This window comes from Nocardiopsis synnemataformans (genome assembly GCF_965343085.1).
Classification (GTDB): Bacteria; Actinomycetota; Actinomycetes; order Streptosporangiales; family Streptosporangiaceae; genus Nocardiopsis; species Nocardiopsis alborubida.
In genome coordinates, this window is record NZ_CBDRFA010000078.1 from 1 (window position 1) to 13,420 (window position 13,420).

The 13,420-nt window shown below is 67.2% G+C and carries 15 protein-coding genes and 1 tRNA gene; 6 read left to right on the top strand and 10 right to left on the bottom strand.

Going from position 1 to position 13,420, the window contains the following annotated elements:
- Positions 1-923: 923 nt before the first annotated feature.
- A complete protein-coding gene (locus ACSIH6_RS32060; RefSeq protein WP_061082896.1) occupies positions 924-1,232 on the bottom strand; it encodes a hypothetical protein in 309 nt (102 codons plus the stop codon).
- 699 nt (positions 1,233-1,931) lie between these two features.
- Here ACSIH6_RS32060 and ACSIH6_RS32065 point away from each other — a divergent pair.
- The 3 genes from ACSIH6_RS32065 (at position 1,932) to ACSIH6_RS32075 (ending at position 3,427) form a co-directional block, all read left to right on the top strand.
- Positions 1,932-2,789 carry a helix-turn-helix domain-containing protein gene (locus tag ACSIH6_RS32065; protein ID WP_435112090.1) on the top strand — a complete coding sequence of 286 codons (858 nt, stop codon included), beginning with the start codon at positions 1,932-1,934 and terminating at the stop codon, positions 2,787-2,789.
- Positions 2,790-2,972: 183 nt separating this feature from the next.
- Positions 2,973-3,095 (top strand): DLW-39 family protein, encoded by a 123-nt coding sequence (locus ACSIH6_RS32070; protein WP_014912962.1) that lies wholly within the window; start codon positions 2,973-2,975, stop codon positions 3,093-3,095.
- Positions 3,096-3,354: 259 nt separating this feature from the next.
- Positions 3,355-3,427 (top strand) — tRNA-Ala (locus ACSIH6_RS32075).
- Positions 3,428-3,519: 92 nt separating this feature from the next.
- On the opposite strand, the gene ACSIH6_RS32080 is transcribed toward ACSIH6_RS32075, so the two are convergent.
- The 6 genes from ACSIH6_RS32080 to ACSIH6_RS32105 all read right to left on the bottom strand — a co-directional run bounded on the left by ACSIH6_RS32080 (position 3,520) and on the right by ACSIH6_RS32105 (position 8,804).
- A complete protein-coding gene (locus ACSIH6_RS32080) occupies positions 3,520-4,719 on the bottom strand; it encodes a tyrosine-type recombinase/integrase (protein WP_435112091.1) in 1,200 nt (399 codons plus the stop codon).
- 27 nt (positions 4,720-4,746) lie between these two features.
- Positions 4,747-4,950 (bottom strand): helix-turn-helix transcriptional regulator, encoded by a 204-nt coding sequence (locus ACSIH6_RS32085; protein ID WP_435112092.1) that lies wholly within the window; start codon positions 4,948-4,950, stop codon positions 4,747-4,749.
- Positions 4,947-6,632: a replication initiator gene (locus ACSIH6_RS32090; protein ID WP_435112093.1), complete on the bottom strand. Its 1,686-nt coding sequence runs from the start codon at positions 6,630-6,632 to the stop codon at positions 4,947-4,949. The genes ACSIH6_RS32085 and ACSIH6_RS32090 overlap by 4 nt, the downstream gene beginning before the upstream one ends.
- Complete coding sequence (locus tag ACSIH6_RS32095) at positions 6,632-8,044, bottom strand: FtsK/SpoIIIE domain-containing protein (protein ID WP_435112094.1); 1,413 nt, start codon at positions 8,042-8,044, stop codon at positions 6,632-6,634. Before ACSIH6_RS32095 ends, ACSIH6_RS32090 begins: the two co-directional genes overlap by 1 nt.
- On the bottom strand, positions 8,041-8,295 hold the full coding sequence (locus tag ACSIH6_RS32100; RefSeq protein ID WP_435112095.1) for a hypothetical protein: 255 nt from the start codon (positions 8,293-8,295) through the stop codon (positions 8,041-8,043). The genes ACSIH6_RS32095 and ACSIH6_RS32100 overlap by 4 nt, the downstream gene beginning before the upstream one ends.
- Before the next feature lie 98 nt (positions 8,296-8,393).
- Positions 8,394-8,804, bottom strand: coding sequence for a plasmid replication, integration and excision activator (locus tag ACSIH6_RS32105; RefSeq protein WP_435112096.1), 411 nt, complete (start codon positions 8,802-8,804; stop codon positions 8,394-8,396).
- 285 nt (positions 8,805-9,089) lie between these two features.
- On the opposite strand from ACSIH6_RS32105, the gene ACSIH6_RS32110 reads away from it, so the two are divergent.
- A complete protein-coding gene (locus ACSIH6_RS32110) occupies positions 9,090-9,827 on the top strand; it encodes a DUF5919 domain-containing protein (protein WP_435112097.1) in 738 nt (245 codons plus the stop codon).
- A 10-nt stretch (positions 9,828-9,837) separates the two neighbouring features.
- Complete coding sequence (locus ACSIH6_RS32115) at positions 9,838-10,311, top strand: NUDIX hydrolase (RefSeq protein ID WP_435112098.1); 474 nt, start codon at positions 9,838-9,840, stop codon at positions 10,309-10,311.
- A gap of 4 nt (positions 10,312-10,315) precedes the next feature.
- On the opposite strand, the gene ACSIH6_RS32120 is transcribed toward ACSIH6_RS32115, so the two are convergent.
- The 3 genes from ACSIH6_RS32120 to ACSIH6_RS32130 form a co-directional block, all read right to left on the bottom strand.
- Positions 10,316-10,828: an HD domain-containing protein gene (locus ACSIH6_RS32120; protein ID WP_435112120.1), complete on the bottom strand. Its 513-nt coding sequence runs from the start codon at positions 10,826-10,828 to the stop codon at positions 10,316-10,318.
- 49 nt (positions 10,829-10,877) lie between these two features.
- Complete coding sequence (locus ACSIH6_RS32125) at positions 10,878-11,363, bottom strand: GntR family transcriptional regulator (RefSeq protein WP_435112099.1); 486 nt, start codon at positions 11,361-11,363, stop codon at positions 10,878-10,880.
- Between the two features lie 222 nt (positions 11,364-11,585).
- Positions 11,586-11,852, bottom strand: coding sequence for a hypothetical protein (locus ACSIH6_RS32130; protein WP_435112100.1), 267 nt, complete (start codon positions 11,850-11,852; stop codon positions 11,586-11,588).
- Positions 11,853-12,273: 421 nt separating this feature from the next.
- Between ACSIH6_RS32130 and ACSIH6_RS32135 the strand changes: the two genes are divergently transcribed.
- Complete coding sequence (locus tag ACSIH6_RS32135) at positions 12,274-13,008, top strand: helix-turn-helix domain-containing protein (RefSeq protein ID WP_435112101.1); 735 nt, start codon at positions 12,274-12,276, stop codon at positions 13,006-13,008.
- Positions 13,009-13,420 lie beyond the last annotated feature (412 nt).

Sequence of the window (13,420 nt, forward strand, 5' to 3'; positions counted from 1 at the left end):
GCACCCCTCTTTTTTGTGCTGGGGTTTGTGCGTTTGTGAACGCTGGGGTGGGTGTGCGGAAGGGCGGGGCCGGGGTGGGCCCCCCTTGTTTCCAGTCAACCGTGTGGGGGGCTGTGGGGGCCAGAGCGTGTCGCGTTCTGTGGACAACCAACACGAGGCCCTCGCTGGAAGGTGCTCGGGCTGACGCTCCCCCTCCAGCGGGCGAGCCCTCTCGTGGGCGGTGGCGTACGACGCCTCCGCTGACCCGGGCCGCGAGGATCGATGAGCAGGCTCTCCTCAGAGGTATCGAGGAGCAGGCCCCGTCACGGCAGAGGTGGACGACGGACGTGCTCGTCCTCCTCACCGGGCCCTACAGCAGTGGAGCCCGACAACAGGCGCAACGCGGAAGCGCGAGTCACGGAAGTCCCTTCTCGGCGCACGCTGAACACCGCGGTCACGGCCTCGTCGTGCGCCTGGGGGTGAAGGGGCGGGGACCCGCGTCGGGGGACTGCCTCTGGTTAGTCCTCGTCGGCTTCCGGGATGTCGATGAGCTGCCGCAGCAGCGCAAAGAAGTCTTCTTCGCTCATCGCCGACCAGTCCACGTACTCGTTCATGATCTGCGATTTTCCCCAACCGGGGACTGATAAGCCTGTGTTCGCCGTATTGGTTCGGGAAGTCTCGGTTAACAAGGCGTTAGCGCAGGTGGTCGGCTTGGTCTTCTCCGGCCTGAGGAGCCCGCCGGATCAGCTGAAGGACCTACCAGATCACACCCGGGACCTCAGCCGAAAGGAACCGAAACTGTCCCGGTCAGCTTCCCCGCGGCAGGGCGCGCAGGACACACACGACGCGACGGCTGTTCGGTACCCCGCCAGTCGCGCTCGCCCCCGTGCTGCGCCCCCGTCCCTCAGCCCTCGGCAGCGTCTCAGAACACCCCCAGCAGCGCCTCAGACGCGCTGCTGGAGGGCTCCCCGGCACTCGGGGCACCGGCACCGCTTGTTGTACCCGGTGACGGTTCCATGCGGCAGGGAGGGGTCCCGCTGCTCGGTGAGCGTGAAGTCGAGCTGGTCGCCGAAGGCCGTGAGAATACGGCCGGTCGAGAAGATCTGGGCCGGGCTGACGTCGAGTTCAGCCGCCGCCTCGTCGATGTGCTTCCCCATCCGGAGTTTCGCGATGAGACGGGAGCGGGTGCTCGGCGGCATCTCCGCCTCCGCGTTCGCGATCAGCTGCTCGGCGTCGTCAATGGGGTAGCTCATGGGTGTCCTCTATGTGTACGGTTACGCCCGCCGAAGCAGGCACCTCAAGCATCGTACGCTGTTTCTCCACGCTGGCATCAAGGTGAGACATACAGGACAGGGGCAACCAGGTGGCCCTCCCACCTCTGAAGTCACCGCGCCTCTGAAGCCACCGCGTCCGCAGAACTACGGACCCGGAACACGCCAGCGGCCCCGACCCTCCCGTGGATTCCGGCCGCATCCCGGGAACCCGGATCTCCCGGGGGCCTTGAGGGCCTGCGGCTGATGTCATTCCTGGCTAACTTGTCTGGTGCGCTTGTTATTCCTGTTGCCCCCGTTGTTCCTGTTGCTCCTGTTTTTCAAGCGCTCAGAGAAACACTCTGTACCCCTCCTCCAGCCCCCGTCCTTCCCACCACCTACCTCCGCCCCCAACCTGCTCTGCTCGCACCTCCACTTCCGCTCCCAGTTCCGATCTACTCCTGCCACACCTCACACGTCCGCGCACGCCTTCAACTCCCCTGCGCTCTCTCGACCCCCTCCAGCTCTCCCCCCGGCCTCGCCCTCATGACAAAAGACGGGTTTGTCGTTCCCGCACCCGGGTTTCCGCCCTCCGTAATGCATCGAATCGGCAGCTGTTTTCTAGAAACTCATTGCTAGATGCTAGATAGCGTGTTTCGCTGGTGGTACACCTCCGCCACTCTGCGTCATGGGATCATCGTTATGACCAGCCCCACGGTCCGTCGTCGACGGCTGTCCGCCGAACTCCGCCGCCATCGCGTACGGGCGGGTATGACCCTCAGTGATGTCGCGGACGAGCTGGAGTGGTCACCCGCCAAGCTCGGACACATCGAGACCGGCATCCGCAAGTGGCCGTCGGTCATGGAGATCTCCGCCCTCCTGCGCCTGTACGGCGTCACCGGCGGGCAGCGAGAGGCCATCCTGACCCTCGTCCGGGAGTCCCGTCTCCGCCCGTGGTGGACCGAGTACGAGGACGTCCTGTCCTCCGCGTACGTGGGCAACGAGGCGGGCGCCGTCTCCGTGCAGTCCTACGCGGGCATACTCGTCCCCGACCTCCTCCAGGTGCCCGACTACACCGCGGCGGTGGCGCGGGCCCTGGGCCACGGCGAGCGCACCGTCGAACGCATGGTGGCCGCCTACCTCAAGCGCCAGGAGGTCCTGGACCACGGCGGCCCCGACCTCGGTTCCTCAGGAGGCCTGGTCCGCTACCACGCCATCGTCGAGGAGGACGCCCTCCAACGGGTGTCCGGGAACCGCGAACTGCTGCGCGCGCAGACCAGCCGCATCGTGGAGCTGGCCACCGGGTCCGAGCGGGTGACGGTGCAGCTGCTGCCGACCTCGGCCGGCCCGCACCCCGGTGTCGCGGGGCCCTTCTCCGTCCTGGAGTTCGACGAGGACGAGGCCGCCCTGGCCTACGTCGAGGCCACCCAGGGCGGCTCCATCGTGGAGGCGGAGGAGCCGGTCGCGGCCTGCAAGCGGGTGTGGTCCGAACTCACTCGGATCGCGGCTTCTCCACAGGTCAGCATGGGTATCCTGCGCCGGATGGCACTGCTGACCTGAGGTCCCGCGCGCGCTCTTCACGTATCGGGCCCAGAAGTTGGTGGAAATCGGTCCACTGTGGCGGGGACCGCTCCCGGCGGCTTGCTAGTCTGCTTGGTGACAACCTCATAAAGTTCTCCGCGGAGCCCCCGTCCCGTACGGGAGCCCGCGTTGACGCACCGGATCAACGAAAGGGTCCAGACAGTGAAGAAGATCATCGTTCTGGCGCTGGTGGCCCTCGGGGCTTTCGCCGTCTACCGCAAGATCCAGGCGGACCGCGCCGAGCTCGACCTGTGGACCGAGGCCACGGCGGCCAGCGAGAGCTGACCGACGGACCTCCTGGCCGCCTGACGCGGCCGTGGGGCTTCCACAGGGCGAACCGGGGACTGGCGCGCGCCGTCCCGGCCCGCTCGTGAGTGACACGAAGACGTGGGTGGGCCGATAATCCCGAGGTGCGACCCACGGCTTTGTGCTGCTCTCAGCTCCGAACCGTGGCTCCGCGTGTGGGACCCCGGCCGGGTGAGCGGGACCGCCCTCCGATGAAGGTATGCTCTCCAGAGTGACCAGGGCTTGTGCCCGGGCTCATGGGGCCATAGCTCAGCTGGCAGAGCGCCGGTTTTGCATACCGGAGGTCAGGGGTTCGACTCCCCTTGGCTCCACTCGTCTTTCCACAGCTCAAAGACATGACAACGGCCACCCAGGCAAACGCCTCGGGTGGCCGTTGCACATTTAGTGCACATTGCCCGCGTCGTCACGCGGCCCGGTCGTGCTTCTTCCCCTTCGAGGTGTCCGCCTTCCGAAGAGCGGCGGCACGCTTGTCCCCCATCTTCCGGGCGACCTCGTCCAAGCGGTCCGGGAACAGGTGCCCGTAGGTGTCGAGGGTCATCGTCGCCGTCTTGTGGCCGAGCATCGTCTGTACCACCTTCACGTCCGCGCCCGAAGCGATCGCGAGGGACGCCGCCGTGTGCCGGAGCTTGTGAGCCGTCACCTCCAGCTCCGAGAATCCAGCGTCCGCCACCGCCGGGTTGAAGACGCGCCGCCGGAAGTTGTCGTAGTGCAGAGGCCCGCCCTGGGGAGCGGTGAAGGCGAGTTCGTCCGAGTCCTTCCCCTTGCACAGGGCACGGAGTTCCTTGAGGAGGAAGCCCGGGATCGGCACGGCCCGTTGTTCGTGGTTCTTCGGAGTGTCCAGGTACAGCTTCCCCGACTCCCGCCCGTGGCTCTCCTCAACGTGGACCCGTCGCCGCCTCAGGTCGATCCGTCCGACCTTCACCGCCGAGACCTCTCCCCACCGGAGGCCGGTGTAGGCGAGAAGCAGGACCAGGACCCGGTACTCACCAGCGCACGAGGCGAGCCGTTCGACCTGGACATGATCGAGGTAGACGTGTCTGCCGGGAACGATCTTCGGTAGCGGTACCTCTCGGGCGGGGTTCACCATGATCCGACGGGACTTCACAGCCCAGCTCAGGACATGGGAAAGCGTATAGAAGACCTTCCGCACGTAGGACGCGCTCAGAGATCCACCACGCTTGCCCGGTTCGTGAACGAGTCGGTCCACCCAGTCGGACACGGCCTCGAACCGCACCTGGTTCACGGGAACGCCGCCCCACTCGGGAAGAACATAGTTGTCGAGGTACTCCCGGTAGTCCCGGCGGGTTGACCGCTTCAGATGGTGCTGGGCCTTGAGCCACTTCTCAGCGAGTTCGCCGACCGTGGCCTTCCCCTCGGACGGGTCACGGAAGGTCCCGACGTTGAGCTGTCCCTCAAGCTCGGTCTTGCGCTTCTCGGCGTCCGGCTTCTTCTGGAACGTGCCACCGCTCTTCATCTGACCAGCGGGGTTGTAGTACCGGACCATCCACCGGGCGGGCGGGGTCCGCTTGGCTTCCTTCGCCGCCTTCACAGCTTCGTTGTAGGACTTCTCCTTGGTGCGGTCGTAGACCCACGCGCGAGCCATCGAGGGGCTTCCTTCCAGGGGTAGGGATTACTGGGATCGGACCCAGGCGTGGACCTCGTCGGGCAGGTAGCGGACGTACCGGCCGACGCGGTGGGAGGGCGGCCCGTCGCCTTTGTAGCGCCACTCGTAGAGCGTCTTCGCGGGCACCCGGAGGAAGGCGGCGGTGTCCTTCACCGACCACAGCGCAGTACGGGGCTGGGGGACGGGCAAGGTAGTCGCGGTGGGGGTCATGCGGCCCTCGTTCCTGGAGTTGCCGAACGTTCGGGGGTACGTGCCGCGTCGAGTTGGGCGCGGCGTTTGAGCGATTCACCGACCGCCCGCAACAGGCGCCGTTCGCGAGGAGCCACGTCGGGATCCGTGGGCTTGGCCAACTCCCAGGCGAAGGAGCCCGAGGCGATCGAGGTCAGCACGGGAGGCCGGTGGTCCTCGTCCGCCTGGTCCTCGTTGGCGGGATCAACGCCGAGCGTGTTCAGGACCCAGGCCAGCCGGTCCGCCTTGTGGTCAGCGAGGGTCTTGCCCGACCACTTGCGCGAGACCAGCACCCGACGACCCGCGTAGCCCAGGTGTTCGCGGCGGTGAGCCTTGGACCGGCAGAACCCCGGACGCATCCCCGCTTTCGCTCCGTCGGGTTGGACGCCGTAGCGCAGCCAGTTCGAGCACCGGGGCGAGCAGGGTTCGAACCTCAGGGCGTCGAGGAGCCGGTCCACATGCTGTTCCTGCCGGACCGTTTCGGCCGCGTGGCACTCGGCGATGTCCTTGGTCAGGTACTTGGCCAAGTAGCGCACACACCGGTCCGCGTCCGCCGAGCCCGCCACGACACCCTTGGCGTCGATCTGTCGGCCGAACCGCACCACGTGATGGGGTTCCGCGTCTGCCTCCTCGTCCAGTACGTCCAAGGCCTCATCCCAGGTGGGCAGCACCTCCCCCGTGTCAGGGTCGAGGAAGGTCCCCGCGGATACGTCCCACACGGGAAGGTGGTCACCCTCGAAGACGACCCGGTCAGCGTTGGGCCACCACACTTGGTGGTAGGTCGCGGCGGCGATCTGGCGCAGCTCCGCCCGGGGGATGGTGCCGCGTGTGGCCATGTGAAGGTGTGGAGCCAGCCGCCGTTGGGGTTCCACGGCCGCGAAGTACTGGACATCGAACCCGGCCACGCGGCGAAGGTTCTGCACGAACCGGTCCACCAGCTTGGAGAAGTGCAGCGCGTCCCGAGCGGCACGCCGGTAGTCGTACGTCGATGGGTCGACCGGTGTGCCGTCCGAGCGCACCCGCCCGTAGGAGTCCAGCGTGAGCGTGACGAACAGCGAGGGTCGGAAGGTTCGGCCGGTGTTCGGGTCGGTGTAGGCCCGTCCGACCGTCTTACGTGTCCTCTGTCGTTTGGGAAGGTCTGGCGCGTCCTGACGCCGACGAGTCGAACGCACCCGACGAGACCCCGAAGAGGGGGAGTCCCCGGAGGGGCTGACCGAGCCCCGCAGCCCGGAGGCGGTGATCTCCTCGTCCAGGTCCGCGATCGCCGCATCGAGCGCGCCCAGGTCCTCTTCCGGAGCGGTCCCCGAGGAGGCCAGCCGGTCCCTCTCAGCGGTGACCACTGCCCGCTGTTCCACCCAGGAGCGTTGTTCCTCGGTCGGCGGGTCGGGTGTCACCACGGGTTCAGCGGCCAGGTGCCAGCCCTCTTCGCACTGAGTCCGCCGAAGCGACCGCTTCCGCTTGGCGCAGGCCGGACATCGGGATTCCAGCGTGGAACCGCACGGGACATCGACGATCTCGGTTTCCCCGGTGCCGATATCGGTACGCCGCAGGGACACGGGACGGATGCACACGCCGTGGTCGGCGGCGACCTGTTCGGCCACCTCACGCGCCAGCGGTTGCGCCAGGCGTTCGGCCCGGGTGGACTTCCCCGTGGGAGTGGGCATCAGACCACCTCCGTCCCGTAGGCGTCCGCCATGGCGGTGATGTCCTCGTCGGAGACGTAGGCGGCCCGGACGCGGACCGGGGCTGGTGAGCCTTCCAGGCGGACGTAGGCCACCCCGGGAAGGGCAGGGTCGATCAGGTGCGCGTTGGCCCCACGATCCCGGGCACCCTCACCGAGGATCATGTCCACCTGCGATCCCTCATCCAGGCGAAGCGCGACCTTGTCCGGGAACAGGTTGCGCAGGTTCATGACCTCCTTGCGAGGGTCCTGCAAAGCCGCCAGGACGCAGAAGCCCACCGAGCGGCCCTGTGAGGTCAGCGTGGCGATAGCGTTCTCCGCCCGCTTCCGGACGTCCCGGTCAGGGTGGTAGGCGGTCAGAAACGCCACCTCGTCCAGAACCACCACGACGAACGGGTCTTCTTCGGTAGGCGTGTGGGAACGCCGCTTGCCTGCGTACCGGGCCGCCCGGTCCTGCATCTGGGACACGGCCAGCTCCAGCACCGCCACCGCGCCCTCACCGTCATCGGCGTACTGGGCGAACAGGTCGCGACCGTAGGACAGCTCCATCCGCTTGGGGTCGATCGCCCACACCTGCGCGGTACCGGCCTTGACGGCGGGCAGCATGGCGCGCACAGCCGACCAGATCACCGACCCCTTGCCCGCACCGGTCACCCCGGCCACCAGGACGTGTGTGCCGTGCAGCCGCAGGAACCAGGTCGAGCCGTCCTCGCAGCGCCCCACCGGCAGAGCGGACAGGTCGACCCCTTCTGAGATGTCCAGGGCGTCCAGCGGTTCGGCCAGGGTGTCCCGTCGCGGGAACTCCAGGGTGATGTCCCGAGGACCGTTGACGACCACCCGGCAGGAGGGAGCGGCGAACCCGTGCGCCAGCTCGGACACCCGCGTTTCGAAGTCCGCCGGAGCGGTCCCGGCCACGAGGGACACACGGACCCGATCGGCCCAGGTGTCGCACGTGACCTTGCGGATACGCGGCAGGTAGCGGCGTTCCTGGTAGGACTCGGCGAGTCCGGCGACCACCAGGACGGGTTGCCAGTGACGCCGGTAGACGAACACGTGCCGCCACCAGGCCAGCAGCCGCAGGACGACACAGCGCCGGTAGGAGTCCGGCCAGGTGCGCCACCACACCAGCGAGGCGACGGAAGCCGTCCCCCACAGCCCAGCGAGGCCCGACCAGTCCAGCCACCACCAGGAGCCGACCGAGGCGGCCAGGGTGGCGACCATGACGGGGAAGCGGAACGGCAGGGTGACCAGGAAGCGGAGGAGCCGCCACACCCAGGAGGCCAGGACGACGATCCCGGGGGTTTCGACGATGGGAGTCGACCAGCGCACCCCTTGTGCCGGGGACGGCAGGGTCGGGGAGGTCTGGGCGGCACCGACCTTGGGCTGACGCATCATCGCATCTCACCACCGTTGGCGGCCTCGATCTCCAACAGCAGACGGTCACGGTCCGAACGGGCACGAGCGGCGGCCTTGGCCGCGTCCGGGTTGCCGTCCCGGTCAGCGAGGGTCGCGAATACCCGGGCCTTGAAGTCGAAGAACTCCGCCCGCTCAGCAGGGGTCGTATGGGGACGGTTGGCCACCTTGAGGAACAACCGCACCAGACCGGGGCCGGTCAGCTGTGACAGGTTACGGGGGTAATCGGACATACTGAAGACACCTCTTCACGAAGCTTGTGCAAGGGCTTGGGGAGGGGTTCAGGGGCGGCCGAGGTGTTCCAGCACCAGGCCGCCCCGCTTACATCAGGTCAGGCAGCGTCCTTCGCAGCCGGAGCACGACGGCCGCCAGCCACGCCGCCGGGAGCCTTCACACCACGAGCGCGCAGCGAGTACGCCACCCGGGGACGACGCCCGTTGTCGTCGATGTAGGGCATGACCGCCATGGACTCGAATTCGATCGGCCGGAAGGGCAGGCCGGGCACCTCGTCCGGCAGGGTGGGGCAGACCTCGGCGGCGACCTTGACCTTGACGGACTTGGCCTTGCCTCGCGCTTCGGGGTCGGCGTCGATCACGTCCACCGCCCACAGCGGAAGCCCCGTGTCCTTGTCCGTCTGCGGACGCTTGGTCTCGAAGTCGGTGATCGCCTCCACCCCCAGAGCGAACGCACCGTGCGGAAACACCGTGCCGAACGCCACCGGCAACGCACCCTGGATAGCCATAAGGGCAGTCCTCTCTCGTTGTTCATGCTGTTCACGACCCCCGGTGCGATCGACACGCGATCACCCGAACCAGGAATCGATACATGTATAGCATGTATCGAACTTGGCAACCAGTGGCAGCCGGGAACTTCTGTCTGGCGTTGTCGTTTCCCCGCCATGCGGGGCTTGGGGACGCTTCCACCATCCACCGCAGGGACGGGACGGGATCACTACATGGCTGGACGTGTTCGGGACGTCTCGATAATGTGAGCGCGTCCCCAGACATCCAGCGAACCCCCGAGGTACATGCCGAACGAGAGGTTGCGAGCCGCGCTACTCCAACGCGGGGCCACCCCGGCCGACCTGGCCGAGGAGATCGGCGTGGACGCCAAGAGTGTGGAGCGCTGGATCACGCAGGGGCGCACCCCCTACCGCCGGCACCGGTACTCAGCCGCTGTCTACCTCGGTGTCGAAGAGACCTACCTCTGGCCCAAGGCCCTCACCCCGGAGCAGAGCAAAGCCGCCTCTCAGAGCGAAATCGTGGAGATCTACCCGCACCGGTGGAGCGTCCCGCCGGAGCTGTGGCGCGGCATCTTCGAGAACGCGCGGGAAGAGATCTCGATCCTGGTCTTCAGCGGGTTCTTCCTGGCCGACGACCCGAGCATGATCAAGCTGCTGTCGGACAAAGCCAAGGCCGGGGTCCGCGTGCGCGTCCTGCTGGGAGACCCCGACAGCGAGGCGGTTGCCCAGCGTGGCCAGGACGAGGGGTTGAACGAGCTCCTGGCCGCCAAGATCCGCAACGTCATCGTGCTCTACCGGTCGTTGCGCGCCGTCGAGGGCACGGAGTTCCGTCTCCACGGCACGACGCTGTACAACTCGCTCTACCGTGCCGACGACCAGTTGATCGTCAACACGCACGTGTACGGCGCCATGGCGTCCGAGGCACCCGTCTTCCACCTGCGCAAGATCCCCGGCGGGGAGATGGCCAGCACCTACCTGGAAAGCTTCGAGAAGGTCTGGACAGACGCGACCCCGCTCGACTGAGGAGAGTCCCATGGGCAAGCGGATTGACTACTACGACGACCCCGAGGCCCCAGACGCGAACAGCCTCGTCCCGTCGGTGAACGTGTTCGTGGTCAACCACCGCGACGAGGTGTTGATGATCCGCCGCACCGACAACGACAATTGGGCCGTACCCGGTGGTGCCGTCGACCTGGGCGAGTCCGTACCGCAGGCCGCCGTTCGGGAAACCCTGGAAGAGACCGGGGTGACGTGCGAGATCACCGGGATCACGGGGATCTACAGCGACCCGAAGCACATCATCTACTACACCAGCGACGGCGAGGCCCGACAGGAGTTCTCCATCGCCTTCACCGCGCGTCCTCTCGGAGGCGAGCCCACGCCGAGCGACGAGTCCAAGGAAGTCGTCTGGGTGACCAAGGCCGAGCTGACCGGATACCGCATGGACCGGTCCATGCGCGTGCGCGTGGACGACTTCCTCGGCGGAGGCCCGACCCACATCGGGTGAGTGGTCAGCCAACCTCGGCCAGGCGGCGTTCCACAGCCCGCACCGACGCCGTTAGCAGCGGTGAGGAACGGGTGATGGAGCGGTGGACCAGGTCCTCAGGCGCGTAGCGCTCCAGGATCTCTGACAGGCGGCGTTCTACCGGCAGGTGTATCCCGTCCGGGCCGGTGGTCATGTCCGCGTAGGTGAGCGCGTCCAACAGGTCATCCGGGGGAGCGTCGAACTCGTCCTTGAGCGGAGCGAACAGGCCCCGTTCCTCAGCCTCCACCACGGCGCAGGAATGGTAGGCCACCAGGGAGACCAGGGCTTCGTCAGCCTTCTGGGCGTCGCGCAGGTAGCGGGCTCCGTCGAGGGGATGAAAGCCCGTGGTCGCCAGGCCCGGTGAGTACCCAATGTCGTGCAACCAGGCGGAGGCTTCCACCAGGTCGGCATGTGCGCCGAGTACGGGGCGTAGTGACCGCGCCTGTTCGGCTACCCCCTGGGAGTGCGCCCAGCGTCGGGGAAGCGGCTGTTCGAGCAGTTCTCGCGCGAGATCCCGCGCCCAGTGAACATGTCCCACATGTACCAGGCTAACCCGTGGCTGTTTCGGTCCCTTTGACGAACCTTCCCTTTCCGTGGACGGCGACGACGAGCCCTGTCCCCTCCAGCTCCGAGAGGGCCTGACGAGCCGTCCCCCGCGACACCGAGTACTGACGGACCAAGGCGGCCTCACTGGGCAGAGCGTCACCCGGGGAGAGTTCACCTTTGGTGATCCGACCCTTCAGTTCCGCGGCGATCCGGCGGTACTGGGCAGGTGGGTTGTCGTCCGTTCCAGTGCTCCCGCGTTCCTGTGGCGTGCAGACGACACGGCCGGTACCCGGTAGAGCCTTGATCAGCCGCTCCGCCTCCAGCTCGGCCAGGGCGCGGCGCACGGTGGTACGGGAGACACTGAACTCCTGACGGAGAGCTGCCTCGGAGGGGAGCGCGTCACCCGGGGCGAGGCCCCCGGCGGTGATACGTGAGCGCAGGGCCTCCGCGATCTGGTGGTACGTCCCCCACGGGGTGCGCGGACTCAAGTGGGTCCCTCCGAAGCGGTTCACTGGAAGAGCAGGCGTGCTCATAGATTAAAAAGTGTTCTATAGTCCCGCCCTGATAAAGCTTCTCAGAGCATCAGCATGTGGACGTCCGCCGATGCCGATCCGACCCGAAGGTCTTCCCCCCTCGATCGGCACCAGACGGACGCCCCAACCGCAGAACCAGCGCCGATGTTCGAAGACGGCACGGCCTACGGTCGGTCCTCACCCCTCCGGAGGACCGTCTTTGGCGCTCCCTGTACGGAGCCCGTTTTCTGTGAGCAGGTCCCAACGCCCTATCCCGGCGGGCGGGTACTCAAGCTGATGCACGAAGACCTCTGCGCTCTCCTCGATCAGCGTCGGCGCGTGCGTGACCTCATTGCTTGTGGCGGTCGCGATCCACAGGCCCCCGTTGCGGCGGATCGACCACTGTCGCCCGTAGTGGCGCTGGAGAAGAAAGAGGAGGGTGTTCGAAGCAGCGTCAGAGGTCATGCCGCTACGGCCTCCATCCGAGAGATCTTCAGAAGCAGCTCCAAGCCGAGCCGCGATCGGTCAACCACCACCGGACGACGGCGCTTGTGCGTGACGTACGGACGAACCACCCGTGCCAGAGGGACGACGGGATGGGCCGGAGGCGCAGGAGTGAACGGGAGCCGCGTGCATGGCTTGGACATGACAGTCCTGCGCGTCGTCGGTCCGCGTGCCCGAAGGTGTGGGATCAGGTTCCGCATGCTTCCCCCTGACGAGGTCGAGCGCGGCCCCGGCGGAATGTGAGGCTGAGCCGGAGCCCTCTTACATGCGGAAACGATGCTCTGAGTGAGCGGACATGTGTACCGCGTATCGGACAACTCCAGGGACGTCTAGGGACGTCTTCTGTTATTGTCGGGTTTCCGCACCCCCGGAGGGCACCGACGTGAACACCGCACTGCGCGAGGCACTGGCCGCGTCCCGACTCACCGAGACCGATGTGGCGGCGAATCTCGGCGTCGATCCCAAGACCGTGCGCCGGTGGATCTCCGGTCAACGGCCCTACCCCCGGCACCGCTGGGCGCTGGCCGACCTCCTCCAGGTCCAGGAGGACCGCCTCTGGCCACAGGGCAGCCAGCCCACCGAGGAGCACGCCCCGTTCTCCGAGCACGCCCACCGCGTCTACCCGCACCGCTGGGAAGTGCCCCGGGAGGTCTGGCACGACCTGTTCAGCGCAGCGGAACAGGAGATCGGCATCCTGGTCTACAGCGGCCTGTTCCTCGCCGACGACGCGGGAATCCTGCGACTCCTCGGGACGCGTGCACGCGAGGGTGTGAGCGTCCGCGTCCTCCTCGGAGACCCGGAGTCGGAGCCGGTGAAACAGCGCGGGAGAGACGAGCGGATCGGAGAGGCCCTGTCCGCCAGGGCGAGCAACGCCCTACTGCTCTTCCGAACGCTCCTGGACGTCGACGGCGTCGAGATCCGCACGCATTCGACCGTCCTGTACAACTCCGTCTACCTGACGGAGAAGAAACTCCTCGTCAATCAGCACATCTATGGTCTGTCAGCGGCGAAGTCACCGGTGGTCGAGGTCGACCGTGAACTGTCCCCCGACATGGCAGAGACCTACGCGCGCAGCTTCGAACTGGTGTGGAAGGACGCGGAACCCACCGCAACGTGAGACAGCGCCGGACCGCTGCCGAATTGGGCTGTATGGGATCAAGGCGACGGCGCGAGCGCCGTCGCGCAGCCCGCCGCCCGTCTCGGGCTGCGGGCTGCCGCCCGGTCCCGAGACGGGCGCCGGGCGAAGCGGAGGAGCGGCACCGGGGCTGACCCGACAGGACCAGTGCCGGTCTCGGATGGCCCGTCGTGGTTGCTGGCGTGTTCGGATCCCGAGCCACCCGATAGCGGAATGCGTCTGTCCTGGGTTGCTCGTTCCGGCGCTATCGGGCACCTCGGACCGATACCGTGGTTGCCGAAAACCGGGGTGCGGGGGTCTGTGGTGCGGGCTCCCGGAACATGCGGCCCACCTGGGGTGAAGGCGCGGTGTGCTCGTGCGCGGCGATGCACATTCATTGCACACGACCCCGGGA